General features: G+C 64.6%; 26 protein-coding genes. 20 read left to right on the forward strand and 6 right to left on the reverse strand.

Annotated features, from left to right (window positions below; all coding sequences use genetic code 11):
* Position 1: 1 nt before the first annotated feature.
* Together FGD77_RS12360 and FGD77_RS12365 are read right to left on the reverse strand one after the other, a co-directional pair.
* Positions 2-400: a carboxymuconolactone decarboxylase family protein gene (locus FGD77_RS12360; RefSeq protein WP_255010037.1), complete on the reverse strand. Its 399-nt coding sequence runs from the start codon at positions 398-400 to the stop codon at positions 2-4.
* Positions 397-1,374 (reverse strand): LysR family transcriptional regulator, encoded by a 978-nt coding sequence (locus tag FGD77_RS12365; protein ID WP_255010040.1) that lies wholly within the window; start codon positions 1,372-1,374, stop codon positions 397-399. Before FGD77_RS12365 ends, FGD77_RS12360 begins: the two co-directional genes overlap by 4 nt.
* 162 nt (positions 1,375-1,536) lie before the next feature.
* Between FGD77_RS12365 and FGD77_RS12370 the strand changes: the two genes are divergently transcribed.
* The 9 genes from FGD77_RS12370 (at position 1,537) to FGD77_RS12410 (ending at position 9,166) form a co-directional block, all read left to right on the forward strand.
* Positions 1,537-2,331, forward strand: coding sequence for a transporter substrate-binding domain-containing protein (locus FGD77_RS12370; protein ID WP_255010042.1), 795 nt, complete (start codon positions 1,537-1,539; stop codon positions 2,329-2,331).
* Positions 2,332-2,401: 70 nt separating this feature from the next.
* Positions 2,402-3,127: an ABC transporter permease gene (locus FGD77_RS12375; protein WP_255010044.1), complete on the forward strand. Its 726-nt coding sequence runs from the start codon at positions 2,402-2,404 to the stop codon at positions 3,125-3,127.
* Positions 3,120-3,794 (forward strand): ABC transporter permease, encoded by a 675-nt coding sequence (locus FGD77_RS12380; RefSeq protein ID WP_255010047.1) that lies wholly within the window; start codon positions 3,120-3,122, stop codon positions 3,792-3,794. The genes FGD77_RS12375 and FGD77_RS12380 overlap by 8 nt, the downstream gene beginning before the upstream one ends.
* A complete protein-coding gene (locus tag FGD77_RS12385) occupies positions 3,782-4,558 on the forward strand; it encodes an amino acid ABC transporter ATP-binding protein (protein ID WP_255010049.1) in 777 nt (258 codons plus the stop codon). The genes FGD77_RS12380 and FGD77_RS12385 overlap by 13 nt, the downstream gene beginning before the upstream one ends.
* Positions 4,555-6,045 carry a M81 family metallopeptidase gene (locus FGD77_RS12390; protein WP_255010051.1) on the forward strand — a complete coding sequence of 497 codons (1,491 nt, stop codon included), beginning with the start codon at positions 4,555-4,557 and terminating at the stop codon, positions 6,043-6,045. The genes FGD77_RS12385 and FGD77_RS12390 overlap by 4 nt, the downstream gene beginning before the upstream one ends.
* Before the next feature lie 77 nt (positions 6,046-6,122).
* On the forward strand, positions 6,123-6,332 hold the full coding sequence (locus tag FGD77_RS12395; protein ID WP_255010054.1) for a hypothetical protein: 210 nt from the start codon (positions 6,123-6,125) through the stop codon (positions 6,330-6,332).
* A 67-nt stretch (positions 6,333-6,399) separates the two neighbouring features.
* Entirely contained in the window at positions 6,400-6,816 is a 417-nt protein-coding gene (locus FGD77_RS12400; protein WP_255010057.1) for a CopG family transcriptional regulator, read from the forward strand.
* A gap of 30 nt (positions 6,817-6,846) precedes the next feature.
* Entirely contained in the window at positions 6,847-7,920 is a 1,074-nt protein-coding gene (locus FGD77_RS12405; RefSeq protein ID WP_255010060.1) for a PHB depolymerase family esterase, read from the forward strand.
* Position 7,921: 1 nt separating this feature from the next.
* Positions 7,922-9,166 (forward strand): C45 family autoproteolytic acyltransferase/hydolase, encoded by a 1,245-nt coding sequence (locus FGD77_RS12410; protein ID WP_255010063.1) that lies wholly within the window; start codon positions 7,922-7,924, stop codon positions 9,164-9,166.
* A gap of 17 nt (positions 9,167-9,183) precedes the next feature.
* Here the strand turns inward: FGD77_RS12410 and FGD77_RS12415 are convergent, their stop codons facing one another.
* The 3 genes from FGD77_RS12415 to FGD77_RS12425 are packed head-to-tail and all read right to left on the reverse strand — an operon-like array spanning position 9,184 to position 11,605.
* Positions 9,184-10,152: an OmpA family protein gene (locus tag FGD77_RS12415; RefSeq protein ID WP_255010066.1), complete on the reverse strand. Its 969-nt coding sequence runs from the start codon at positions 10,150-10,152 to the stop codon at positions 9,184-9,186.
* Positions 10,149-10,889 carry an N-acetyltransferase gene (locus tag FGD77_RS12420; protein WP_255010069.1) on the reverse strand — a complete coding sequence of 247 codons (741 nt, stop codon included), beginning with the start codon at positions 10,887-10,889 and terminating at the stop codon, positions 10,149-10,151. Before FGD77_RS12420 ends, FGD77_RS12415 begins: the two co-directional genes overlap by 4 nt.
* Complete coding sequence (locus FGD77_RS12425) at positions 10,886-11,605, reverse strand: molybdopterin-binding protein (protein ID WP_255010070.1); 720 nt, start codon at positions 11,603-11,605, stop codon at positions 10,886-10,888. The genes FGD77_RS12420 and FGD77_RS12425 overlap by 4 nt, the downstream gene beginning before the upstream one ends.
* Positions 11,606-11,665: 60 nt before the next feature.
* On the opposite strand from FGD77_RS12425, the gene sfsA reads away from it, so the two are divergent.
* Positions 11,666-12,367, forward strand: a complete 702-nt coding sequence (gene sfsA / locus FGD77_RS12430) for a DNA/RNA nuclease SfsA (protein WP_255010072.1) — start codon at positions 11,666-11,668, stop codon at positions 12,365-12,367.
* A gap of 112 nt (positions 12,368-12,479) precedes the next feature.
* Positions 12,480-13,346, forward strand: coding sequence for a type I methionyl aminopeptidase (map, locus tag FGD77_RS12435; protein ID WP_255010073.1), 867 nt, complete (start codon positions 12,480-12,482; stop codon positions 13,344-13,346).
* A 106-nt stretch (positions 13,347-13,452) separates the two neighbouring features.
* Here map and FGD77_RS12440 read toward each other — a convergent pair whose 3' ends face one another.
* A complete protein-coding gene (locus FGD77_RS12440; protein WP_255010074.1) occupies positions 13,453-14,649 on the reverse strand; it encodes an aminoacetone oxidase family FAD-binding enzyme in 1,197 nt (398 codons plus the stop codon).
* Positions 14,650-14,826: 177 nt separating this feature from the next.
* Between FGD77_RS12440 and ftsW the strand changes: the two genes are divergently transcribed.
* The 9 genes from ftsW to ftsA all read left to right on the forward strand — a co-directional run bounded on the left by ftsW (position 14,827) and on the right by ftsA (position 23,260).
* Positions 14,827-15,993 (forward strand): putative lipid II flippase FtsW, encoded by a 1,167-nt coding sequence (gene ftsW, locus FGD77_RS12445; RefSeq protein ID WP_255010075.1) that lies wholly within the window; start codon positions 14,827-14,829, stop codon positions 15,991-15,993.
* A complete protein-coding gene (locus FGD77_RS12450; protein ID WP_255010078.1) occupies positions 15,990-17,105 on the forward strand; it encodes a UDP-N-acetylglucosamine--N-acetylmuramyl-(pentapeptide) pyrophosphoryl-undecaprenol N-acetylglucosamine transferase in 1,116 nt (371 codons plus the stop codon). The genes ftsW and FGD77_RS12450 overlap by 4 nt, the downstream gene beginning before the upstream one ends.
* Positions 17,106-18,515 (forward strand): UDP-N-acetylmuramate--L-alanine ligase, encoded by a 1,410-nt coding sequence (gene murC, locus FGD77_RS12455; protein ID WP_255010080.1) that lies wholly within the window; start codon positions 17,106-17,108, stop codon positions 18,513-18,515.
* A gap of 12 nt (positions 18,516-18,527) precedes the next feature.
* Positions 18,528-18,788: a DUF2484 family protein gene (locus tag FGD77_RS12460; RefSeq protein WP_255010087.1), complete on the forward strand. Its 261-nt coding sequence runs from the start codon at positions 18,528-18,530 to the stop codon at positions 18,786-18,788.
* 55 nt (positions 18,789-18,843) lie between these two features.
* Entirely contained in the window at positions 18,844-19,125 is a 282-nt protein-coding gene (locus FGD77_RS12465; protein WP_255010089.1) for a hypothetical protein, read from the forward strand.
* Positions 19,122-20,075 (forward strand): UDP-N-acetylmuramate dehydrogenase, encoded by a 954-nt coding sequence (murB, locus tag FGD77_RS12470; RefSeq protein ID WP_255010092.1) that lies wholly within the window; start codon positions 19,122-19,124, stop codon positions 20,073-20,075. Before FGD77_RS12465 ends, murB begins: the two co-directional genes overlap by 4 nt.
* Before the next feature lie 70 nt (positions 20,076-20,145).
* The gene (locus tag FGD77_RS12475) at positions 20,146-21,066 is read left to right on the forward strand and encodes a D-alanine--D-alanine ligase (RefSeq protein WP_255010094.1); all 921 of its coding nucleotides are present in this window, start codon (positions 20,146-20,148) and stop codon (positions 21,064-21,066) included.
* Positions 21,054-21,929 carry a cell division protein FtsQ/DivIB gene (locus FGD77_RS12480; protein WP_255010097.1) on the forward strand — a complete coding sequence of 292 codons (876 nt, stop codon included), beginning with the start codon at positions 21,054-21,056 and terminating at the stop codon, positions 21,927-21,929. Before FGD77_RS12475 ends, FGD77_RS12480 begins: the two co-directional genes overlap by 13 nt.
* The gene (gene ftsA, locus FGD77_RS12485; RefSeq protein ID WP_255010100.1) at positions 21,926-23,260 is read left to right on the forward strand and encodes a cell division protein FtsA; all 1,335 of its coding nucleotides are present in this window, start codon (positions 21,926-21,928) and stop codon (positions 23,258-23,260) included. Before FGD77_RS12480 ends, ftsA begins: the two co-directional genes overlap by 4 nt.
* Positions 23,261-23,289 lie beyond the last annotated feature (29 nt).

A 23,289-nucleotide genomic window follows, 5' to 3' on the forward strand; every position in this document is an offset into this window, starting at 1 on the left:
ATCACCCGTCCAGTTCGCCCGCCTCCACCAGAACCTTGCGGGCGGCGCGGAAACACTCCAGCGCCTGCGGGACGCCGCAATAGATGCCGATCACATGGATGATGGCGCGGATTTCCTCCTTGGTAACGCCGTTGTTCAGCGCGCCTTTGCAGTGCAGTTCCCATTCATGCATCTTGCCGAGAGCACCGATCATCGCGAGATTCATCATCGAGCGGGTCTTGGGCGCAATCACGTCATCGCCCCAGCCAAAGCCCCAGCACCATGCGGTCATCGCCTCCTGAAAGGGGCGGGTGAAGTCATCGGCGGCGGCCAGATTACGCTCTACATACTCGGCGCCCAGCGTCGCCTTGCGCTGCTCCAGCCCCTTGGCGAATAGGTCTTCGTCGAATGCATCGCTCATGTCGTCTCTCCTTGGGTGCCTGTGTGATTACCTGTGTGATCGTCTGTACCTTGGATCAGCGCGACCTGCCTTTCCAGCCATGTGCGGAACAAATCGATCATGGGATGTGTCGCTGCGCGTTCGGTCTTGTAGACGAACTTATAGGACGCCTCGGGGCGCAGGCACAGATCCGACAGGATCGCGATGCGCCCCCGTTCGAGGTCGCCCCTGATCAGCGATCGTTCGGCCATGCCGATACCCTGACCGGATCGGGCGGCCTCCAGAATGGTGTGCTGGTCGTCGAAAATCAGGTTCTGGGGCGCGGTCGGCCCGGCATAGCCGAACAGGTCCAGCCAGCTTTGCCAATCGCTCATGTCGCGGTAGTGCAGGCGGGCGATATCGGGGCGGGCTATGATTCGCTCCAGACTATCGCCGGTCGCCACCAGATCCGGGTTGCAGATCAGCACCAGATTTTCCTTGAGGATTTCGACCGAGACTGAATTGGCTGGCGGCTGAAGGCAGTATTTGATCAGCACGTCCTCGCTGCCCAGTGATGCGGAATCGGGATCGAGATTGTTCAGATGCAGCTGGATACCGGGATTGGCGCTGAGAAATTCGGAAATGCGCGGCGCGATCACCTTCATCGCAAAGAACGGCCCGCTACGCACGCGCAGGATCTGCGCCTTGGGCTTGTGCCCGATCAGCGACAGCGTCTCGCCGATCTCGTCAAAGCTGCGGGCGCACACATCGCGCAGCAATTCGGCCTCCAGCGTCAGCGCGACGCTCTTGCCGTGGCGGGTAAACAGGCGCGTGCCCAACCGCTGTTCCAGCAATTTGATCTGGTGGCTGATCGCGCCCTGACTGACCGACAGTTCATCCGCCGCGCGGGTAAAGCTGAGATGGTGGGCCACAGCCTCGAATGCGCGCAGCGCGCGCAGGTTGGACATCTGAGTGCGAAAGGCGCGGGGCGATTGCATATTATTAGCTTGGCTCATCTTTGAAATAGTTCTTTTGCTTTGAGGCTCGCGCGGCAAGGCCCCTATAAGTATCAACAGCGTCCTGCCTGGCTGGTTGGAAGCCCCAGAAACGATAGCGCCTCTGCAAGAGGCTGACAAAACAAAGATCGGGTCGGCCCGCCGCCCCGCAGGGAGAGAAGAATGTTCGCACTCATGAAAAAATCTGCACTTGCCGTCGCCGCGCTGGGCCTGGGCGCCGGATTTGCGCAGGCCGAAACCATCCGTCTGGGCACCGAAGGCGCCTATGCGCCGTTCAATTCCGTGTCGGAAAGCGGCGCGTTGAACGGTTTTGATATCGATATCGGCAACGCCATCTGCGCCGAATTGCAGGCCAACTGCGAGTGGAGCACGCATGAATGGGGCGGCATCATCCCCGCGCTCCAGTCGGGCAAGTTCGACGTGTTGATCGCCTCAATGGCCATCACCGAGGCACGGATGGAGGAGGTCGCGTTTTCCGATCCGTACTATTTCAACACCATGCGTTTCGCCGCGCTCAAGGAGTTGGGGCTGACGGATGCCACCCCCGAAACGCTGGACGGCATGGTTCTGGGCACGCAGTCCGGCGGCGTCGCCAGCAAGGTGCTGAAGCAGTATTTCCCAAACAACGACATCAAGCTGTACCCCAAGCTGGGCGAGGCGTTTCTGGACATGGAAAGCGGTCGGCTGGATCTGGTGCTGGAATCGAAATTCGCCATTGCCGATTGGATGGCGGATGGAGTCGAGTGCTGCGAATTCGTCGGGCAGGATTTCCTGCTGGACGGCACCATCGGCGCGGGCATGGCCTTTCGCAAGGATGAAACCGACCTGCGCGACCGCGTGAACGTGGCGCTGGCCACGATCATCGAAAACGGCACCTATGACGATATCCGCGCGCAGTATTTCGAGTTCGACATCCGCAGCAAGCCGGTCGCGGTCAGCGAACTGTTCGGCGAATAGGATAAGCGAAACAGGCCGGGCCGTACGCAAGGCGGCCCGGCCAACCCTTTGATATGCGAGACGGCGCCACATGGAATTCCTGACATTGCTATCTTACGGGGATTCCGGCTGGGGCGATGAACTGTTGCTCGGGCTTGGTGTTACGCTTGCGCTTGCGCTGGCGACGTTTCCCATCGCGGTCGTGCTGTCCTTTGCGGTGTGTTGGGCCAAGGTGTCGCCGTACCGGCCTGTCCGTATCGCGGCGCAGATCCATACCACGGTGTTCAAGACGCTGCCCGAGATCCTGACGCTGCTGATCCTTTATTACCAATCGCAGGCGCTGATAAACTGGGCCACCGATTGGATCGCGCCGGGCGCGCGCCTGTCGGTGTCGCCCTTTTTGGCTGGCCTGATCGCGCTGAGCCTTGTCATCAGCGCCTATGGCAGCGAGGTGGTGCGCGCCGCGCTGAACGCCATCGGCAAAGGCCAGACCGAGGCGGCGCAATCGCTGGGCCTATCGCCCTGCCAGACGTTCCGCCTGGTCATCCTGCCGCAGATGTGGCGCCATGCGATCCCCGGTTTTGGCAACCTTTGGGTGATTTTGCTAAAGGACACGTCGCTGGTGTCGATCATCGCGCTCAGCGATCTGGTGCATATCGCGACACTGGCCATCAACACCACGCGCGAGCCGTTCTTTTTCTATCTTGTCATCGGCGCGATCTACATCGCACTCGTCGCCGTATCTGCATGGCTGCAAAAGGGACTGGAGCGCCGTGCCTCGAAGGGTTTCGCCCGGGTGGAGACCGGCGATGCTTGACCTGTGGCTGAATTTCCGGGGCCTGTGGCTGGACGGGTTGATCACCACGGCGTCGCTGACGGTGCTCGCCGTTTTCTTTGGCTTCTTTCTGGCGCTGCCGATTGGCGTGGCGCGGGCGAAATCCACCGGAGTTCTGGGCTGGCTGGCGCTGGGATATGTCAACCTTTTCCGCGGAATGCCGCTGCTGGTGCAGCTGTTTCTGGTCTATTACGGCCTCGGCCAGTTCAACAGCGAACTGCGCGCCATCGGCCTGTGGTGGATGTTCCGGGATGCGTGGTATTGCGGGCTGCTGGCCCTGGTGTTGAACACGGCGGCCTATCAGGCCGAGATTATTCGCGGCAGCCTTCAGACCATCCCCGCCTCGGTGCATGAAACCAACGCCGCGCTGAACCTGACGCGCTGGACCGCGTTCCGCCGGGTGCTGCTGCCCATCGCCTTTGCCAAGGCGCTGCCGGCCATCGGCAACGAATTCATCCTGCTGCTCAAGGCAACGTCGCTGGTGGCGATCATCACGGTGTTCGATCTGATGGGGCAGGCGCGGTTCATCTTTTCGGAAACGCTGGATCTGCGGGTCTACTACGTCGCCGCCGCGCATTATCTGGTGTTGGTTCTGGCCATCGAATGGGCACTGCGCCGGGTCGAGGGGCGATTTACATGGATGGCATAGATGATGGCCCAGCTGTTCTGTTCGAGCGGGTGAACAAGCATTTCGGCGCCTACCACGCGCTGCGCGATATTGACCTGAGTGTGGCGCATGGCGAAAAGATCGTCGTCTGCGGCCCGTCCGGGTCGGGCAAATCGACGCTGATCCGCTGCATCAACCACCTTGTCGTGCCGCAGTCGGGCAGGCTGGCGGTTTGCGGGATCACCGCGCAGGATGGCAAGGATGCGGTGCGCCGTATTCGCGACCGTGTCGGCAAGTGCTTTCAGCATTTCAACCTCTACCCGCATCTGACCGCGCTGGAGAATTGCACCCTGTCGCCGATCCATACCGCCAAAGTGCCCAGGGCCGAGGCGCGCGCGGCGGCGATGGAATACTTCGCGCGCGTCGGTATGCAGGATCAGGCCGACAAATACCCCTCCCAGCTATCGGGCGGGCAGCAACAGCGCGCTGCCATCGCGCGCAGCCTGTGCATGAAGCCCCGCATCATGCTGTTTGACGAACCGACATCGGCGCTGGACCCCGAATCCATCGGCGAGGTTCTGGACGTCATGGCCGATTTGACGGATGCGGGCATGACGATGCTTTGCGTCACCCATGAGATGGGGTTCGCCCGCAAGGTGGCGGACCGCGTCGTGTTCATGGACGCGGGCCGCATCATCGAGGTTGCCCCGCCCGAGGCATTTTTCACCACTCCGCAGCACGAGCGATCAGCCCGTTTCCTCAAGCAGGTCGCCCCCGCGTTGACGCACCCAAAGGACAGCGCATGACATATCGCGTGGCGATCATCGAGTTCATCAACGAAAGCAACACGTTCACAGTCATGCGCACAGACATGAGCGGGTTCCACGCCTCACATTACTTCAAGGGCGATGAGATCCCGGCCAATTTCCGCGGCACCGGGTCCGAAGTGGGCGGCGCCATCGACGTGGCCGAGGCACAAGGCTGGACGCCCGTCTACATCACCGCCGCCCACGCCGAACCGAACGGCATCGTCACCGAAGAGGCGCGCGCCGAGATCACCGGCGAATGCCTGCGCAGGTTGACCGAAGGCGGGCCATTTGATGGCGTATTCGTCGCCCTGCATGGCGCGATGGTGACTGAAACCGATCAGGATGGCGATTGCCAGTTCCTGCGCGAAATCCGCGCAGTCGTCGGCCCTGATATTCCGCTGGCGATCACGCTGGACCTGCACGCCAACATCTTTGATGAATTGGCTGATCTGGCCAACATCGTCGTGTCGTTCCGCACCTATCCGCATGTCGACATGCGCGACGTCGGCCATGAGGCATGCACGCTGCTGCACGGCGCAATGGTCGGCGCGATTGCGCCGCAGATTACCATTCGCCGCCCCCCGATGCTGGTGGGTTGCGACGACGGGCGCACGACCGAGGATGGCCCGATGTGCCGCCTGCTGGACAGCGCCGCACGCGAGATGGAGGCTGGCGGCATCCTGAACGTGGCGATCAACGCGGGCTTTACCGATGCCGATGTCTGGGCGACCGGGCCGTCCGTTCTGGTGACGCATGACGCGGGCGCGGGGGCGCAGGCCATCGCGGCGGCGCAGCGGATCTGCGATGAAATCTGGGGGTTTCGCGAAGAGTGGTCAAAACCGATCCCGCTGGCAGAGTGCATGGCGCGCCTCGATTTTCGCCAGTCGCCCGATCGGCCCATCGTGATCGCGGATTATTCGGACAACCCCGGCTCGGGCGCCTATAGCGACTGCACGGCGCTGATCGCGGCATTGCTGAAAGCGGGCGTGCAGAACGGCGCCGCTGGCGCGCTGTTTGATCCCGGCGCGGTTGCGCAGTTGTCACGCGCAGGCGTCGGCGCGGACGTGACCCTGTCCATCGGCGGCAAAATCGATCCCTCTGTCGGTGGCGGTCCCTTGCAGGTCACGGGCCGCGTCATGGCGATCAGCGATGGCGCCTTTACCTTCGAGGGGCCGATGTTCACCGGCCTGCCCGGATCGACCGGGGCCAGCGTTTGCCTGCGGGTGCAGGGGCTGGACATCATGATAGTGTCGGACCGGATGCAGATGCTGGATCGCAATATTTTCCGCGTCGCCGGGATCGAACCGACCGAGAAATCCATACTGGCGGTGAAATCGATGCAGCATTTCAAGGGGGCCTTCGCCGCCATCGCATCACAGGTCATCATCACCGATGCCGGCGGGCTGTGCACGCCCGATGTGACTGCGCGCGCCTATGTGCGCCTGCGCCGCCCTGTCTTTCCGCTGGATGATGTCGGCGCCTGATACCCGTGCCCCACGGAGGCACTGCTTTCAGGCAGTTACCCCCAGTTGATGGGTATCTGCCTGTGGTGATGAACCACATGCCTGACGTTGGAAAGGCACCCAACATAACACAATCCACAACCATGTACCGCAAATATGTTCTGGCCGAATGCCCCAAGGACGCGCCGAACGACGAAATCCTGAGGCTGGAGCCGTGGGTCAGATCGTCAAGATCATGGGCTGCCGCGTTCGTCGGCCCGCTGTATGGCAAAAACTCTGGCAAGCGGGTCGTCAAGCTGGGCGGCTGACCTCACGAAACCCTTGCAATTCACCAAATATCAGCCATATACCATCCATGTAGATGGAGAATATACCATGAGTAACGTAAGACACCTGCGAGACAAGACGCCAGACAGCGAGAAAATCACGATCAACCTTGGCTATGTGGATTTGGGCCGGATAGATCTGCTTGTGCAGGAGGGGTTTTACTCCAACCGCAGCGATTTCATCCGCACCGCGATCCGCAACCAGCTGGACAGCCATGTCGAGGTGGTCGCCAAATCCATCGAGCGCCACACGATGGAGCTGGGCCTGCGCGATTACACCAGCGCGGATCTGGAGGCGCTGAAGGCTGCCGGCGAGGTGCTGCATGTCAAGGTTGTGGGCCTTGCCCGGATTGCGGCAGATGTCACGCCTGAACTGGCGCTTGCGACCATCGGTTCCATCACGGTGCTGGGGGCCTTGCAGGCCAGCCCGGACGTAAAGAAGGCGCTGGCAGGGCGCATAATGTAGCGCGCTGGCGCATCAAAAAGGACTGAAAACATGAAGAACTTCAACGCTGGCGCAATGCGCCCGGCGACCGGTGACGCACGTTCTGCGCGCATCGATGCCGCCAACGATCTGGTGCAGCGCACCCTTGCGCAGCACGGATTGACCTCGCCTCTGGACGGGCAGGCCGGGGGCGCAGGGGCCTTGCCCGGCATGGATGGCTTGTTGTCCGGTCTGCAAATGCCGCTGGGGCACGGCACGGCGCGGGACGTGCCGATTCCGGCGGGCGCCGCGTTTCGCAGCGATGTTCACACCTGCGCCGCAGGGGCGCGCAGCTATCGCACTTATGTGCCGTCGACGGCGGCAGGCGGCGCTGCGGGCATCGTGATGATGCTGCACGGCTGCACTCAGACGCCCGAGGATTTCGCCATCGGCACCGGCATGAACGCACTGGCCGAGGCACGCGGGCTGATCGTGATCTACCCCCATCAGTCGCGCGGCGACAACGCGCAATCGTGCTGGAACTGGTTCAGCCCCGGCGACCAGAAGCGCGGGCGCGGTGAGCCCGAGATCCTCGCCGGGATGGCGCGCAGTGCGATGGCCGAATTCGGCGTGCCGGGGGAGCGCAGCTTTGTCGCCGGGTTGTCTGCGGGGGCGGCGATGGCGGTGATCCTTGGCGCGGCGTACGGCGATGTCTTTGCCGCCGTCGGCGCTCATTCCGGCCTGCCGCTGGGCGCGGCCAGGGATGTGCCGTCCGCCTTTGCGGCCATGGCAGGAGGCGGCCCCGAGCCGCAGCGCCGTGCCGCGCCTGCGCGCAGTATCGTGTTTCACGGCACGGCAGATACCACCGTGCATCCGGTCAATGGCGCGCGGATTGCGCAGCAGGCGATGGACGACGGCGTGGCGCAATCCATCGACACCCAAATGGCAGGTACGAGGGCGGGTCGATCCTACCGCCGCCGCGTCATTGGCGCCGCAAACGCCGCGCCGTTGCTGGAGCATTGGGAAATCGAGGGGCTGGGCCACGCGTGGTCCGGCGGGCAGCCCGGCGGCAGCTATACCGACGGTGCGGGCCCCGATGCCAGCGCCGAGATGATCCGCTTCTTCTTCAACGAAAAGGACCTGTAACATGACCGATCTGACACTCACTTTTGACGCCGTATCCGAAGCCGTTCCCGGCCCGAAATGGGCCGCCCGCTGGCGCCGCTGCTGGCCGGACTATCAGGCGTGGTTCATCGCCAGAGGCGGCGATGACGGCCCCTCTCTGGCCGAGTGCAAGGCGGCACTGCGCCGTTACATGCCCGAGCTTCTGGCGGTTCACGGCAGGCTGACCACCCTTGCCGGCGGGTCGGACCGGGCCGCGCGGTTCCTGTCCACATGGTGCCCGCCAACCTATCTGGGCGGGTGTTCTCTGGCCGCGATGGCACAGGGCGATGATGTGCGGCTGGTGCGCAATTACGATCTGTCGCCCGAACTGAACGAGGGCCTGCTGCTGCGCAGCGAATGGACCGGGCGCGCCGTCATGGGGATGTCCGAATTCCTCTGGGGGCTGTCGGATGGCATCAACGATGCCGGCCTTGCCATCGCGATTGCCTATGGCGGGCGATCAGAGACAGGCGAGGGGTTCGGGATCACCACGATCATCCGCTATGTTTTGGAGACTTGCGATAGCGTGGACGCCGCGCTGGATGCGCTGCGCCGCGTGCCGTCGCACATGGCCTATAATCTGGTGCTGGCCGACGCGTCCGGGCGCACCGAAGGGGTCGAGATGCTGCCCGGCGGCGGTGTGCGCATCACCGCGCGGGCCATTGCCACCAACCATCAGAGCGGGCCGGAAAAGGCGAGCAATCCCGCGTTCACCCATACCCACGAGCGTCTTGCGCATCTGAGGTGGATGGACGCGGTGCCGCGCACGCTGAATGCGCAGTTCCTGAAAAAGCCCCTGTTGCAGGACCGCTATGCCCAAGGGTTCGGCACGCTGTTCACTGCCGAATACGATCCCGTCGCGCGCAGTCTGGGCCTGACGATACGCGGGGCGCGCTGGGATCAGACGCTGGGCGCCTTTGCAGAGGGGCAGCGCGTCGCCGACTATGGCGATGCAACGCCTGCCCGCATGCCTGCTATTCCTGTCGCAACGCAAAGCGGCGAAACCTGGGCGCAGCCCGACGGTCAAACATGGGCGGCAAGCGCGGCTGTGGGCGCCGATTGGGCCGCGTGGGCGGCGGTCGACTGGGCCGCAGTGGGCCAAGACTATGCCACAGGCCGGGGGCGCGCCATCCACAGCTACCTGCCAAAGCGGCGCACGTCCGGGGACGGCGTGCCGGGACATATCGCAGCAGCCTGCGCGGCAGGTGGTTGTGCGATGCACGTCTAAGCAGGTTTCGTCGGCGCTCAGCCGCCGCTCAGCAGGACTGCCTCGACCCGGCGGTTCGCCTCGCGCCCGGCATCTGTCGTGTTGGGCGCGGTGGGTGCCAGATAGGCGATGCCGTCGGCCTCCAGCTGCGCGGGGGCCACGCCATGCGTGTCGATCAGGCGCTGCATGACGGCGCGCGCCCGGCGGCGCGACAGTGCCAGATTGGGCGCCATCCCGCCCACCGTGTCGGTGTGACCCACCAGCGCGATCCGGCGGGCGCCATTCGCCTTGAGAAATGCGGCCAGCGCGGTCAGGGACGTAAACGGACCGGGACCCAGCGTATCGGCGCCGGTCGCGAAATCCAGATCGCGCAGCACAGCATGGCCGCGCTGCGTCAGCGCCTGAACCAGCGGCGCGACCGACGCGGGTGTGACACCGGGCGGCGCCGCGGTTGCGGGCGGCGCGCTGGGCGCGCCCTGCGGGGCGATGCGGGTGATCTGCACATATGTGTCGGCGCCCGACCGGCTGACGAGCAGCGTCACATAGGCGTCCATCTCCGCCCCGTCCACGGGCTTGCGCGCCGAGACATAGTGGTAGTCGAACAAATCAACGAACATTTCCGGCGGCGGCAATACTGTCAGGGCGAAGCGGAAATCAAAGCCCCCGCAGGCCGCCGCCGCGCAACGGTAGACCGTGCTGTACCCTGCGGCCTCAAGCTGTGCCTCCAGCGTATTCGTCAGTTGCAGCGTGGTGACGGGCGCACCGGGCACGCGCCATGCCTGCCGCGTGATGCGCCCCTCGGCGTCCTGCGCCGACAGTGTTCCGTCGGACCACGGGCCGGTGGGCACGGCATGGCTGCCTGCCTCATCGGCCTCCTCGCGCGTCAGTGTTGCACTGCCGGGTAGTGTCAGCTCCTGCGCGGCGAGCGTGCTGGTAGGCCCGGCCATCAGCAGGAGGGCGGACAGCATTCGCGCGGCGGCGCGTGTGCCATGTGCGCGGGCGGTCACGCACTCTCTCCGGCTTGCGGTTGCTGGCGATAGTGATACCGCCCGACACGGTGCATTCCCATGGACGCATAAAGCGCGTTCGCGGCGGTGTTCGCCTCGGTGCAGACCACGGCCAGATACCGCGCACCCAAAGGCGCTGCCCAGCGGGCCGCCTCCAACATCAGCGCGCGGGCGGTGCCCTGTCTGCGGTAGACGGGCAACACTTCCAACGCGTGTACCATCGCCATGCCATCGTGAATCGCGGCAAACCCGGTGGCGGCGGCGCGTCCGTCCTTGCGCCCCAACAGCGCCGTCTTGGCGCCGTGCACGCGGTTCATCACGGCAACGCGCGCCGGGCCGATACCACCGCCCGCCCAGATCTCGCGCTGGATTGCCAGCGGCTCCCAGATATGAAAGCTGGCCGTCGGTTCGGGTGTGTCCATGGCCAAATCAACCAGCGGCGCGGCATACATCGCCACGGGGTCGATCACCTCGTAGCTTGCCTGTGCCAACAGCGCGTCAATGGCCGCGTCCCCGTCGCGGATCATGAAACAGGGCCGCTGGCCCATGGCGCGCATCGCGACCTCGGCGGCGGCCAGATCAGCGTGTGTCACCGGCCCGCAGGCGGTCGCCGCCGATGCCCGTTTGCCGCCGCCGCGCCCGTCGCGCAAGATCCACGGCCCCAGCGATTGTTGCGCATACGCAGGCCATGTCGCCTGAACCACAGTTAGGAGCGCCCGCGCATCTGGGTTTATCATGCAAATCGCTCCGTCAAATCGGCCATCGCAGCGTCCAGCGCGCCCTCGTCCTGCCCGCGCGCCACGACATTGGCGCCATAAACGCCGCCCCGCTGGAACGGATAGGAGCCAAAGCTGAGCTGCGGATAGCGCGCGGCCAGATCCCCCAGCGGCCCGGCGATGTCGCCCTCGCCGCGATAGACATCCATGCTGCGCGAGATTAGCGGCGCGCCGCCCGTCAACGTCGGAAGGACCGAGGCGACCATCGCCTCAAAGATCTTCGGCACGCCCGCCATCACATGGACGTTGCGGATGATGAAACCGGGTGCCGCGCTGACCGGGTTCTCGATCAGCGTCGCCCCTTCGGGGATGCGGGCCATGCGCAGCCGTGCGGCGTTCATCTCGATCCCTGCACGCACGTAATGCGCCGCCAGAATGGCGCGCGCGTCGTCGCGTATATCAATCGCGGCGCCAAAGGCGCGTGCCACGGCGTCCGCGGTAATATCGTCATGCGTCGGGCCGATGCCGCCCGAGGTGAACACATATGTATGCGCCGCGCTCAGCGCCTGCACGGCGTTGGCGATCGCGCTCGCGTCATCGCGCACGACGCGCGCCTCGGCCAGATCGATCCCGGCGGCGGTCAACGCGCAGGCCAGATGGTGGGTGTTGCTGTCGCGCGTGCGCCCTGACAGGATCTCGTCGCCGATCACCAGCATGGCGGCGGTTGGGTTCGGCATCGTCGTCTCCTTGTGCGGGGCGTCTTGATCGGGCCTGCCCTTGGGTATAGGCCCCGGCACATGCGGTTTCAAACCCCTCTTGAGCGCGGCGTGCTGATCCGCCGCTACAAACGCTTCCTCGCTGACATACGGCTGGAGGATGGACGCGAAGTGGTGGCCCATTGCGCCAATCCCGGCCGTATGACCGGCCTGGCCGAGCCGGGCACACCCATCTGGGTCGAGCCGAACGATGATCCGAAGAAAAAGCTGAACTTCGCATGGCGTCTGGTCGAACTGCCTGGCGGGCATTTCGCATGCGTTGATACCTCCGCCGCCAACCGCGTGGTGGGCGAGGCGCTCAGCGCGGGGCAGGTGCCGGGCCTGACGGGATATGACGCCATTCTGCCGGAACAGCGATATGGTGAGAAAAGCCGCGTCGACTTCCTGCTGCGCGCATCCGGTCGCCCGGACGCCTATGTCGAGGTGAAATCCGTCACGCTCAGCCGCCAAGCCGCACTTGCGGAATTTCCCGACACCCGCACGGAACGCGGCGCGCGCCATCTGTCGGACCTTGCCGAAATCGCCCGCAGCGGCCAGCGTGCCGTCCTGCTCTATCTGGTCCAGCGTACCGATTGCACAAGCGTCGGAACCGCGGCGGATATCGACCCGGCCTATGCGACCGCGCTCGCGGCCGCCCATGCCGCCGGGGTCGAAATCATGGCCCACGGCGCCGTGATCAAACCTTCGCAGATCCTCCTTGGGCCCACGCTCCCCACACTGTAGCGCGCCGCCCCTTTCAATGTTCTTCAAATACTCAAATCCGTCCGCCCAGGCACGCGCTGCGGTCTGGCCCTTTTCGCGCGGGCGCAGTAAGGGAGACCCAAAGACACCAAAGATGAGGCCAGACGTGAATAACGAGCATCGCGGACGCACGACACGGGACGGAATTCGCATCCACGAGGCTGCGGATTTCGCGGGCATGCACAAGGCCGGGGCGTTGGCCGCGCGCATCCTCGACGACATCGCGCCGCATATCACGGTGGGCCAGTCAACAGCGGCGCTGGATGCGATGATCGAGGGGATGGTGAATGACGCCGGTGCAACCTCGGCCACCATCGGCTACAAGGGGTATCGTCACGCCAGCTGCATCAGCGTCAACCATGTTGTCTGCCACGGCATCCCCGGCGGCAAGATCCCGAAGTGGAAAAATGACACCCATGCGCGCCCCGATGACAGCCTGAAAGATGGCGATATCTTGAATATCGACGTCACCGTGATCGTCGACGGCTGGTTCGGTGACACCAGCCGCATGTATGTCGCAGGCAAGCCCAAGACCTATGCCGAGCGCCTGATACAGGTCACCCATGACGCGCTGATGATCGGGATTGAGGCAGTGAAACCCGGCAACACCTTCGGCGATATCGGCCACGCGATTCAGGCGTATGCCGAGGCGCATCAGACCTCGGTCGTGCGTGATTTTTGCGGTCACGGTCTTGGCCGGGTGTTCCACGCGCCGCCCAATGTGCTGCATTTCGGGCGGCCCGGCTCGGGTGCGGTGCTGGAAGAGGGCATGTTTTTCACCATCGAGCCGATGATCAATCTGGGCCGCGCCGAGACCAAGGTTCTGTCGGATGACTGGACCGCGGTGACGCGCGACAAATCGCTGTCGGCGCAGTTCGAGCATTCGATCGGCGTGACGGCAACCGGCGCCGAGGTATTTACCCTGTCGCCCGGCGGTCTGTTCTATCCGACCTTCGGTTGACGCCGCGAGGGGTCAGGTTTTCCTGCAAAAAATCTGATGAAGAATGGGTATTTGAGCCAATAACGAGCAATGGGCCGTGTCAGGTGTCCTGTCCTGTCCTGTCTTTTCAGACCTGTCTTGTCTTTTCAGAAATGGCGCGTCCCGCCGCAGCGCCCGAGGCCCAGGCCCATTGGAAGTTGTAGCCGCCCAGCCAGCCGGTCACATCCAGCGCCTCTCCGATCACATAGAGGCCGGGCTGCGTCTGCGCCTCCATCGTTTTTGAGCTGACGCCGCTTGTGTCGATGCCGCCCAGCGTGACCTCTGCCGTGCGATAGCCTTCGGTGCCGCCGGGGGTGAGCTGCCAGTTGCTGAGGGTGTCACAGAGCTGCGACAGTGCCACGTCGCTTTGATCTGCCAGATTGCCGCCCAGCGTCAGCCCGGTTTGGGTTGGCAGGGCCGCGACCAACCGCGCGGGCAGGTGGCGTGCCAATTCGGTGGTCAGGTTGTGCCGCCCCGATTGGGCGCGCTGCCTGCGCAGGGTGTCCAGCAGGGTGCCGCTTGGGTCGAGATCAACGAAAATCGCCTCGCCCTCGTGCCAGTAGGATGAGATTTGCAGCATCGCTGGCCCGGACAACCCGCGATGCGTGAACAGCATCGCCTCGTCAAAGCTGGCCGCGCCGACCCGCGCCCGAACCGGCAGCGCCACGCCCGCCAGATCGGCAAAACGACCATCCGGAAATGTGAAAGGCACCAGCCCCGCGCGCGTCGCGGTCACTGCCAGACCGAACTGGCGCGCGATGTCGTAGGCAAGGCCGGTCGCCCCCATCTTGGGGATCGATTTGCCGCCCGTGGCCAGCACCACGTTGCGCGCGGTTACATTGCGGCGCGCGCCCTGCGTTTTCAGTACGGCGTGGAAGGCGTGCCCGTCATGGCGCAGCGACTGAAGGCTGGTGTGCAGCCACAAATCCGCGCCCGCGCGCGCCATTTCGCTGCGCAGCATCGCCACGATATCCTTGGCCGAACTGTCGCAAAACAGCTGGCCCAGCGTCTTTTCGTGCCACGCGATGCCATGGGCATCGACCAGAGCGATGAAATCCCACTGGGTATAGCGCCCCAGCGCCGATTTGCAGAAATGCGGGTTGGCGGACAGGAAGTTTTCCGGCGCCGTGTATAGATTGGTGAAATTACAGCGCCCGCCCCCGGAAATGCGGATTTTCTCGCCCGGCGCGCGGGCGTGGTCGATCACCAGCGTGCGGCCTTCGCAATGCGCGGCGCACATCATGCCGGCGGCCCCGGCGCCCAGAATTAGCGTGTCGATCTGCATGGACCACGCCCTGCCCGAAGCGGTGCGCGCGGTCAAGCGCGCCGGTGATGGCGGGGAGTACCCGCAATAGCCGCGCCGGGACTGTGCCAGAGCGCTTTCCTCGCGGCGTTTCTGCTGCTATAGTGACGGGATAGACCCCGAAAAGGGGCAGTGTTTGAGGCAAAATCGGCGGGTGTCATGACAGAAATGGTCTATGGATCGTCTCCCATCAGGGATGTCGAGCCGGTCCTTCCCAAATGGTGGCGGACGATCGACAAGTGGTCGATCTCTTGCGTTTTGATCCTGTTCGGGATCGGGCTGCTGCTGGGCTTTGCGGCGTCGCCGCCACTGGCCGAAAAGAACGGTTTTGCGCCCTTTCACTACGTTCAGCGACAGACATTTTTTGGTGGAATGGCGATGATTGCCATGCTGGCGACGTCTATGATGGGGCCGATGCTGGTGCGCCGGTTGGCTGTGATCGGGTTCCTGCTCTCGCTGGTGGCGCTGATGCTGCTGCCGTTTCTGGGCACCGATTTTGGCAAGGGCGCGGTGCGTTGGTATTCGTTGGGGTTTGCATCCGTGCAGCCGTCGGAATTTCTCAAGCCCGGATTTGTCGTCGCCGCCGCGTGGATGATGGCCGCCAGCCGCGAGATCAGCGGTCCACCGGGGATGAGCTGGTCGTTCATTCTGACGTTGATCATCGTCGCGTTTCTGGCGCTTCAGCCTGATTTCGGGCAGGCGTCCCTGGTGCTGTTTGCATGGGGCGTGATGTATTTCGTCGCAGGCGCGCCGATCCTGTTGCTGGCCGCGATGGCGGGGCTGGTGGTTTTGGGCGGTTCGTTCGCTTATTCCAATTCGCAGCACTTTGCGCGTCGCATCGATGGTTTCCTGTCGCCGGATGTCGACCCGACCACGCAGCTGGGCTTTGCCACCAACGCCATTCAGGAGGGCGGGTTTTTCGGCGTGGGCGTGGGCGAGGGCACCGTCAAGTGGTCGCTGCCGGATGCGCATACCGATTTCATCATCGCGGTCGCGGCCGAGGAATACGGGCTGGTTCTGGTGCTGATCGTAATCGCACTATACGCCACGGTCGTCGTGCGCTCACTGATGCGCCTGATGCGCGAGCGTGATCCGTTCATCCGGCTGGCCGGCACGGGGCTGGCGTGCATCTTTGGCGTGCAGGCGATGATCAACATGGGCGTCGCGGTGCGCCTGCTGCCGGCCAAGGGGATGACGCTGCCCTTTGTCAGCTACGGCGGCTCGTCCCTGATTGCGGGGGGGATCGCGGTGGGCATGCTGTTCGCGTTCACCCGGTCGCGTCCGCAGGGCGAGATCGGTGATATCCTGCGCGGGAGGGCACGATGACCCGGCGCGCACCTCTTCTGCTGATGGCTGCCGGCGGCACCGGCGGGCACATGTTCCCCGCCCAATCGCTGGCCGAGCATATGCTGGCCCAGGGCTGGCGGGTGAAGCTGGCCACGGATGCGCGCGGCGCGCGTTACACCGGCGCGTTTCCCAGCGGGGTCGAGATCACGCAGATTTCCAGCGGCACGTTCGCGCGCGGCGGCGCGGCGGCCAAGGTGTTGACCCCCCTGCGCATTGCGGGCGGGACGCTGGCCGCGATCTGGGGCATGCTGCGTGACAAGCCCGATGTCGTCATCGGCTTTGGCGGCTATCCCAGCATCCCGGCGCTGTCCGCCGCGTGGATTCTGCGCCGTCCGCGCATGGTGCATGAACAGAACGGTGTGCTGGGCCGGGTCAACCGGATCTTTGCGACACGTGTCGATGCTCTGGCCTGCGGCATTTGGCCTACCGACCTGCCCGAGGGGATCGAGGGCTATCATGTCGGCAATCCGGTGCGCGCCGCCGTACGCGAGCGGGCAGGCGCGGGATATATTCCACCGGGCGATTACCCGATGTCGATCCTTGTGGTCGGCGGCAGTCAGGGCGCGCGCATCCTCAGCGATGTCGTGCCGCCCGCCATTGCCAGCCTGCCGATGGACCTGCTGCGCAATATCCGCGTCGCGCATCAGGCGCGCGGCGAGGATTTGCAGCGCGTCAGCGAATACTACACCGAGCAGGGCATCGCCGCCGAGGTCGAGGAATTCTTTGACGACGTACCGCGCCGGATGAGCGAGGCGCAGCTGATCATCAGCCGCGCGGGCGCATCGTCCGTCGCCGATATCGCCGTGATCGGGCGCCCGTCGATCCTGATCCCCTACGCCGCCGCGGCCGGGGACCATCAGACCGCCAACGCGCAGGCGCTTAAAAAAGCGGGGGCGACGATCCTCGTCCCCGAAAGCCGCCTCGACCACGAGGCGCTGGCCGAGCAGATCCAGACCATCATCGGCAACCCCAAAGGGGCCGCGCAAATGTCGCATGCCGCGCTGGGCAGTGCGATGCCGGATGCGACTGAACGGCTGGCCCATCTGATCGGCTGGCTGGCCCAACAGGCGGCCCAGAAAGGAAAAACATAGATGAATTCAGCAGCCACGAAAATGCCCGGTGATGTCGGACCCATCCATTTCGTCGGGATCGGCGGCATCGGCATGTCGGGTATCGCGGAGGTGCTGTTGAACCACGGCTATACCGTGCAAGGGTCGGACCTGAAGCGCAGCCCCCTGACCGACCGGCTGGAGGCGAACGGCGCGCTGATCTTCGAGGGGCAGAGGGCTGAAAATCTGGACGCAGCCGAGGTTGTCGTGATCTCTTCCGCGATCAAGCCCGGCAACCCGGAACTGGACGAGGCGCGCCGCAGGGGCCTGCCGGTTGTGCGCCGCGCCGAAATGCTGGCCGAGCTGATGCGCCTGAAATCCAACATTGCGGTTGCGGGCACGCACGGCAAGACGACGACGACCACCATGGTCGCCGCGCTGCTGGATCACGGTCAGTTTGATCCCACGGTGGTGAACGGTGGCATCATTCACGCCTATGGCAGCAACGCGCATGTCGGGGCCGGCGAATGGATGGTCGTCGAGGCGGACGAGAGCGACGGAACCTTCAACCGCCTGCCTGCGACGATCGCCATCGTCACCAATATCGACCCCGAGCATATGGACCACTGGGGGACCGTGGCCGCGCTGCACAAGGGGTTTGAGGATTTCGTCAGCAACATTCCGTTCTACGGGCTGGCGATCTGCTGTACCGATGATGCCGATGTGCAGACGCTCCTTGCGAAAATCACCGACCGTCGTGTGATTACCTATGGGTTTAACGCGCAGGCCGATGTGCGGGCCGTGAATCTTCGCTATGCCAAGGGTGTTGCGCATTTTGATGTCGCGCTTCAGGCCGAGGGCACGGTGATCGAGGGCTGCACGTTGCCCATGCCCGGCGATCACAACGTCAGTAACGCGCTCAGCGCCGTCGCCGTCGCGCGCCATCTGGGTATGAAGACCGTCGAAATCCGCGATGCACTGGCCAGTTTCGGTGGGGTCAACCGCCGCTTTACCCGCGTGGGCGAGGTCGACGGCGTGACCATCATCGACGATTACGCCCACCACCCGACCGAGATTTCAGCCGTGCTGAAAGCCGCGCGCCACGCCACCGAAGGCCGTGTCATTGCCGTGCATCAGCCGCATCGCTACACGCGCCTCAGCCATCACTTCGAGGAATTCTGCGCGTGCTTCAACGAGGCCGACATCGTCGGAATCGCCCCGGTCTATGCTGCGGGCGAGGATCCCGTACCCGGCGCCAGCCGCGACGATCTGGTCGCGGGCCTGATCGAGCGGGGGCACCGCGACGCGCATGCCATCGAGGGGGAGGCGGGGCTGGCCGCCTTGGTCCGCGCCCATGCGCGGCCCGGCGATCTGGTGGTCTGCCTTGGCGCCGGCACGATCAGCGGCTGGGCGACCAGGCTGCCGGAGGCGCTGAAAACATCGCAATTGTAGGAAGGATAGGCCATGCCGACGTCGCTGATACTCGCTTGTATATGGGTGCTGGGCGCGAACCTGCTGGCGATGACGCCCAGCGGCGAAAATCACTGGCGCGCAGCCTATGTTCTGATCGCCGTGGGCATCCCGATCCTGGGCTATGTGACCTGGCAGACGGGGCCGTGGATCGGGCTTTTCTGCCTTGTTGCGGCTGTGACGATCCTGCGCTGGCCGGTGGTTTACCTGTGGCGCTGGCTGCGTGGCCCTCAGCAGGGGCTTGCCGAGGATTGAGCCGGGCGAAACCTTGCACCAACGCCCGCCAGAGGACTGGCTGGAGGACCGGCATATGACATCCAATGTGACGATATTATTCGCCTTCATGGCGGCAGCATTCAGCGTTGGCGTTTATGTGTTTTTCCGGCTGTGCCTGCGGCGTACATTGCGCTCTGCCGGACTTGGCTGGCTGATCTGCGCCACCATCGTTCTTGCGCTGGGCTGGACCGCGTTTGCGCTGGATTTGCCGCCGCGCACCGCGGTCTTTACCGGGCTGATCCTGCCGGTTTGGCTGATCGGCGGGCTGCTGGGGCTTCTGATCGGCCTCATCCGTGGCGGGAGGGCAGATAAATGAGCGGGCAAATGCCCCAGGTGCGTGGTAGGTTGACGCCGCAGCGGCCCTTGGCTGACCTCACATGGCTGCGCGTGGGTGGACCTGCGGACTGGCTGTTCCAGCCTGCCGACGAGGCGGATCTGGCTGGATTTCTGGCCGCGTTGGACCCTGCCATCAAGGTCTTTCCCATGGGCGTCGGCAGCAACCTGATCGTGCGCGACGGGGGGCTGCGCGCAGTGGTGATCCGCCTTGGGCGCGGCTTTAACGGGATCAAGGTGGAGGGCACCCGCGTTACCGTCGGCGCAGCGGCGCTGGACGCGCATGTGGCAAAGCGGGCGGCGGGGGCCGGGGTGGACCTGACATTTCTGCGCACCATTCCGGGCGCCATCGGCGGCGCCTTGCGGATGAATGCCGGGTGCTACGGCACCTATACCGCCGACGCCTTCGTCTCGGCCCGCGCTGTCACGCGGGAGGGACAGATCGTCGCGCTCACAGCGCAGGACATGAATTTCCGCTACCGCCAGACCGACCTGCCCGAGGGCTGGGTGCTGACCTCTGCCGTGCTGCAAGGGCCCGCTGGCGATCCTGCCGCGCTGGAGGCGCGCATGGCCGCACAACTGCAAAAGCGGGACGAGACGCAGCCGACCAAGGACCGCACCGCCGGCAGCACATTTCGCAACCCCGCCGGATTCAGCAGCACGGGGCAGGCGGACGACACGCATGACTTAAAGGCGTGGAAGGTGATCGACGATGCCGGAATGCGCGGCGCCCGGCTGGGAGGGGCGCAGATGAGCCCCAAGCATTCCAACTTTTTGGTCAATACCGGAGGCGCCACAGCAGCCGATCTGGAAGGATTGGGAGAATCCGTCAGAAAAAAGGTTTTTCAAACCAGCGCAATAGAGTTAGAGTGGGAAATCATGAGGGTCGGCGAACCGGCCCCTGATGGGACACAGGCGTCCGACACACTATAAAGACAGGGCGCACGCGCCCAAAACCAATAAAAACAGGGCCGAAAACGGCCCGGCACATTGAGGCAGATCGGTGGTTCGTTCGAGCAGAACAAACCCCAAAGTTGCGGTGATAATGGGCGGCCCGTCGGCAGAGCGCGACGTGTCGTTGTCCTCTGGACGTGAATGCGCCACCGCGCTGAGGGATGAAGGCTATGTCGTGGTCGAGGTCGATGCCGGCCCCGATCTGGCGCAAAAGCTGTCTGAAATTTCCCCTGACGTCGTCTTTAACGCCCTGCATGGTCGCTGGGGCGAGGATGGCTGCGTGCAGGGCATGCTGGAATGGCTGCGCATTCCCTACACCCATTCGGGCGTCTTGTCCTCGGCGCTGGCGATGGACAAGGAGGCGACGAAATCTGCCTACCGCGCCGCCGGCCTGCCGGTCGTGCCCAGCATCCTCGCCAATCGCGATGACGTCTGTGCGCGGCATCCCATGTCGCCGCCCTATGTGGTCAAACCCTATAACGAGGGTTCCTCGGTCGGGGTCTATATCGTGCATGAGGCGGCGAATGGCCCCGCGCAACTGTCAGATGATATGCCCGAGCGCGTGATGGTCGAGGCGTATGCGCCAGGCCGCGAGCTGACCACCACCGTCGTCGGTGATCGGGCGCTGATCGTGACCGACATCATCACCGATGGCTGGTACGATTATTCCGCGAAATACGAGGTCGGCGGGTCGCGCCACGTCGTGCCCGCTGACATCCCGCAGGACATTTTCGATCTGTGCATGGATTACGCCCTGCGCGCGCATGTGGCGCTGGGGTGCCGGGGCGTCAGCCGCACTGATTTCCGCTGGGATGAGGCGCGCGGCGCGCAGGGTCTGATCCTGCTGGAGACGAACACGCAGCCGGGCATGACGCCGACATCGCTCAGCCCCGAACAGGCGCAGGCGGTCGGGATGAGCTTTGGCGCGCTCTGCCGCTGGATGGTCGAGGATGCATCATGGGGCAGGTAAGCGCACGCAACGATCCCGCGCCATCGCGCTGGTCCTACCGGATGCAGCGGGTGCTGCTGACGCCGATGTACCGGCGCATGCTGCGCTTTGGTGTGCCGTTCTGCCTGACCTTCGGAGTTGCGTCCTGGTATCTGACGGACCCTGCCGTTCAGCAGCGCATGATGCTGACGTTCAACGATTTGCGCCAGCAGATCCAGACCCGTCCCGAATTCATGGTCAAGCTTCTGGCGGTCGAGGGCGCCAGTCCGCGAACTGCCGAGGATGTGCGCGACAGCTTTGGCTATGTGCTGCCGCTCAGTTCGTTCGATATGGATCTGGAGGCCGTGCGCGCCGCGATCGAGGATATTCCCGCCGTCGCCAGTGCCGCCGTGCGCGTGCGTCAGGGCGGCGTGCTGGAGGTCCGCGTGCATGAACGCCAGCCCGCCGCACTGCTGCGCGTGCCCAAGGGGCTGATCGTGATCGATAACGCGGGCGTCGCGCTGGACGCCGTCGCCCACCGGGCCGAGCGGGCCAAGTTACTGGTGGTGACCGGCGACGGCGCGCAGGAGGCAGTGCCCGAGGCGCTGGCGATCCGTGCCGCCGCCGGTCCGCTGGGCACGCGTCTGCGGGGCCTCGTGCGGATGGGAGCACGCCGCTGGGACGTGGTGCTGGATCGCGGCCAGCGCATCCTGCTGCCGGTGGACGATCCGGTCCGCGCGCTGGAGCGCGTGATCGTGCTGAACGAGGCGCAGACGATGCTGGAGCGCGACATCGCGGTCGTGGACATGCGGCTGGCCGACCGGCCAACGCTGAGAATGAACGAGCCCGCCAGTCAGGAATGGTGGCGCGTACGGAACTTGAGTGCAGGGACAGGCGCAAAATGATCGAACTTTATGAATCCCAACGCGCAATGCGCAACATGCGCCGCGCCGCCATGCAGCGCGGTGTCGTGGCCGTACTGGATGTGGGCACGTCCAAGATCGCCTGCCTTGTGCTGCGGTTCGACGGCACCGACAAGCATCCCGATGACAGTGGCATCGGCGCGATGGCGGGGCAGGCGGGGTTCCGCGTGATCGGCGCCGCGACGACCCGCTCGCGTGGTGTCCGCTTTGGCGAAATCGACGCCATGGCCGAAACCGAGCGCGCCATTCGCACGTCCGTTCAGGCCGCGCAAAAGATGGCCAACATGCGCGTCGATCATGTCATCGCGTGTTTTTCGGGCGCTGGGCCGCGCAGCTACGGCTTGGCCGGTCAGGTCGAACTGGAGGGGCACATGGTGTCCGAGCAGGACGTCGGCCGCGTTCTGTCGGCCTGCGAAGTCCCCGATTTCGGGGATGGCCGCGAGGTGCTTCATGCGCAGCCGGTGAATTTCGCACTGGATCACCGGTCGGGTCTGATCGACCCGCGCGGGCAGATGGGCAACGCGCTGAGCACCGATTTGCACATGCTGACGGTCGACAGCGCGCCGATCCAGAATCTGGCCTATTGCGTCAAGCGCTGCGATCTGGAGTTGGCCGGCATCGCCAGCTCGGCCTATGTCGCCGGCATTTCGTCGCTGGTCGAGGACGAACAGGAACTGGGCGCCGCCTGTATCGATCTGGGCGGCGGCAGCGCCGGCATCTCGATCTTTATCAAGAAGCACATGATCTACTGTGACAGCGTCCGCATGGGCGGCGAGCATGTGACCTCCGACATCTCGATGGGTCTGCAAGTGCCGACCGCGGTCGCCGAACGGATCAAGACATTCTATGGCGGCGTCGTCGCCACCGGCATGGACGACCGCGAGATGATCGAGATCAACAGCGACACCGGCGATTGGGACCATGACAGGCGCAGCGTCAGCCGCGCCGAGCTGATCGGCATCATGCGCCCCCGCGTCGAGGAAATTCTGGAGGAGGTGCGCGCTCGTCTGGACGCCGCCGGTTTCGATTGCCTGCCCAGCCAGCAGATCGTGCTGACGGGCGGCGGCAGCCAGATCCCCGGCCTTGACGGGTTGGCCAGCCGCATTCTGGGTCAGCAGGTGCGTCTGGGGCGCCCCCTGCGCGTGCATGGATTGCCGCAGGCTGCGACCGGCGCCGGGTTTGCCAGCGCGGTGGGCATGTGCCTGTTTGCGGCGAACCCGCAGGACGAATGGTGGGACTTTGAGCTGCCGGTTGATCGCTATCCCGCGCGGTCGCTGAAGCGGGCGGTGAAATGGTTCCGTGACAACTGGTAGCCCCAAGATGCGGTGCCATCGGCGAAATC

This window comes from Roseovarius sp. M141 (assembly GCF_024355225.1).
Taxonomy (GTDB): domain Bacteria; phylum Pseudomonadota; class Alphaproteobacteria; order Rhodobacterales; family Rhodobacteraceae; genus Roseovarius.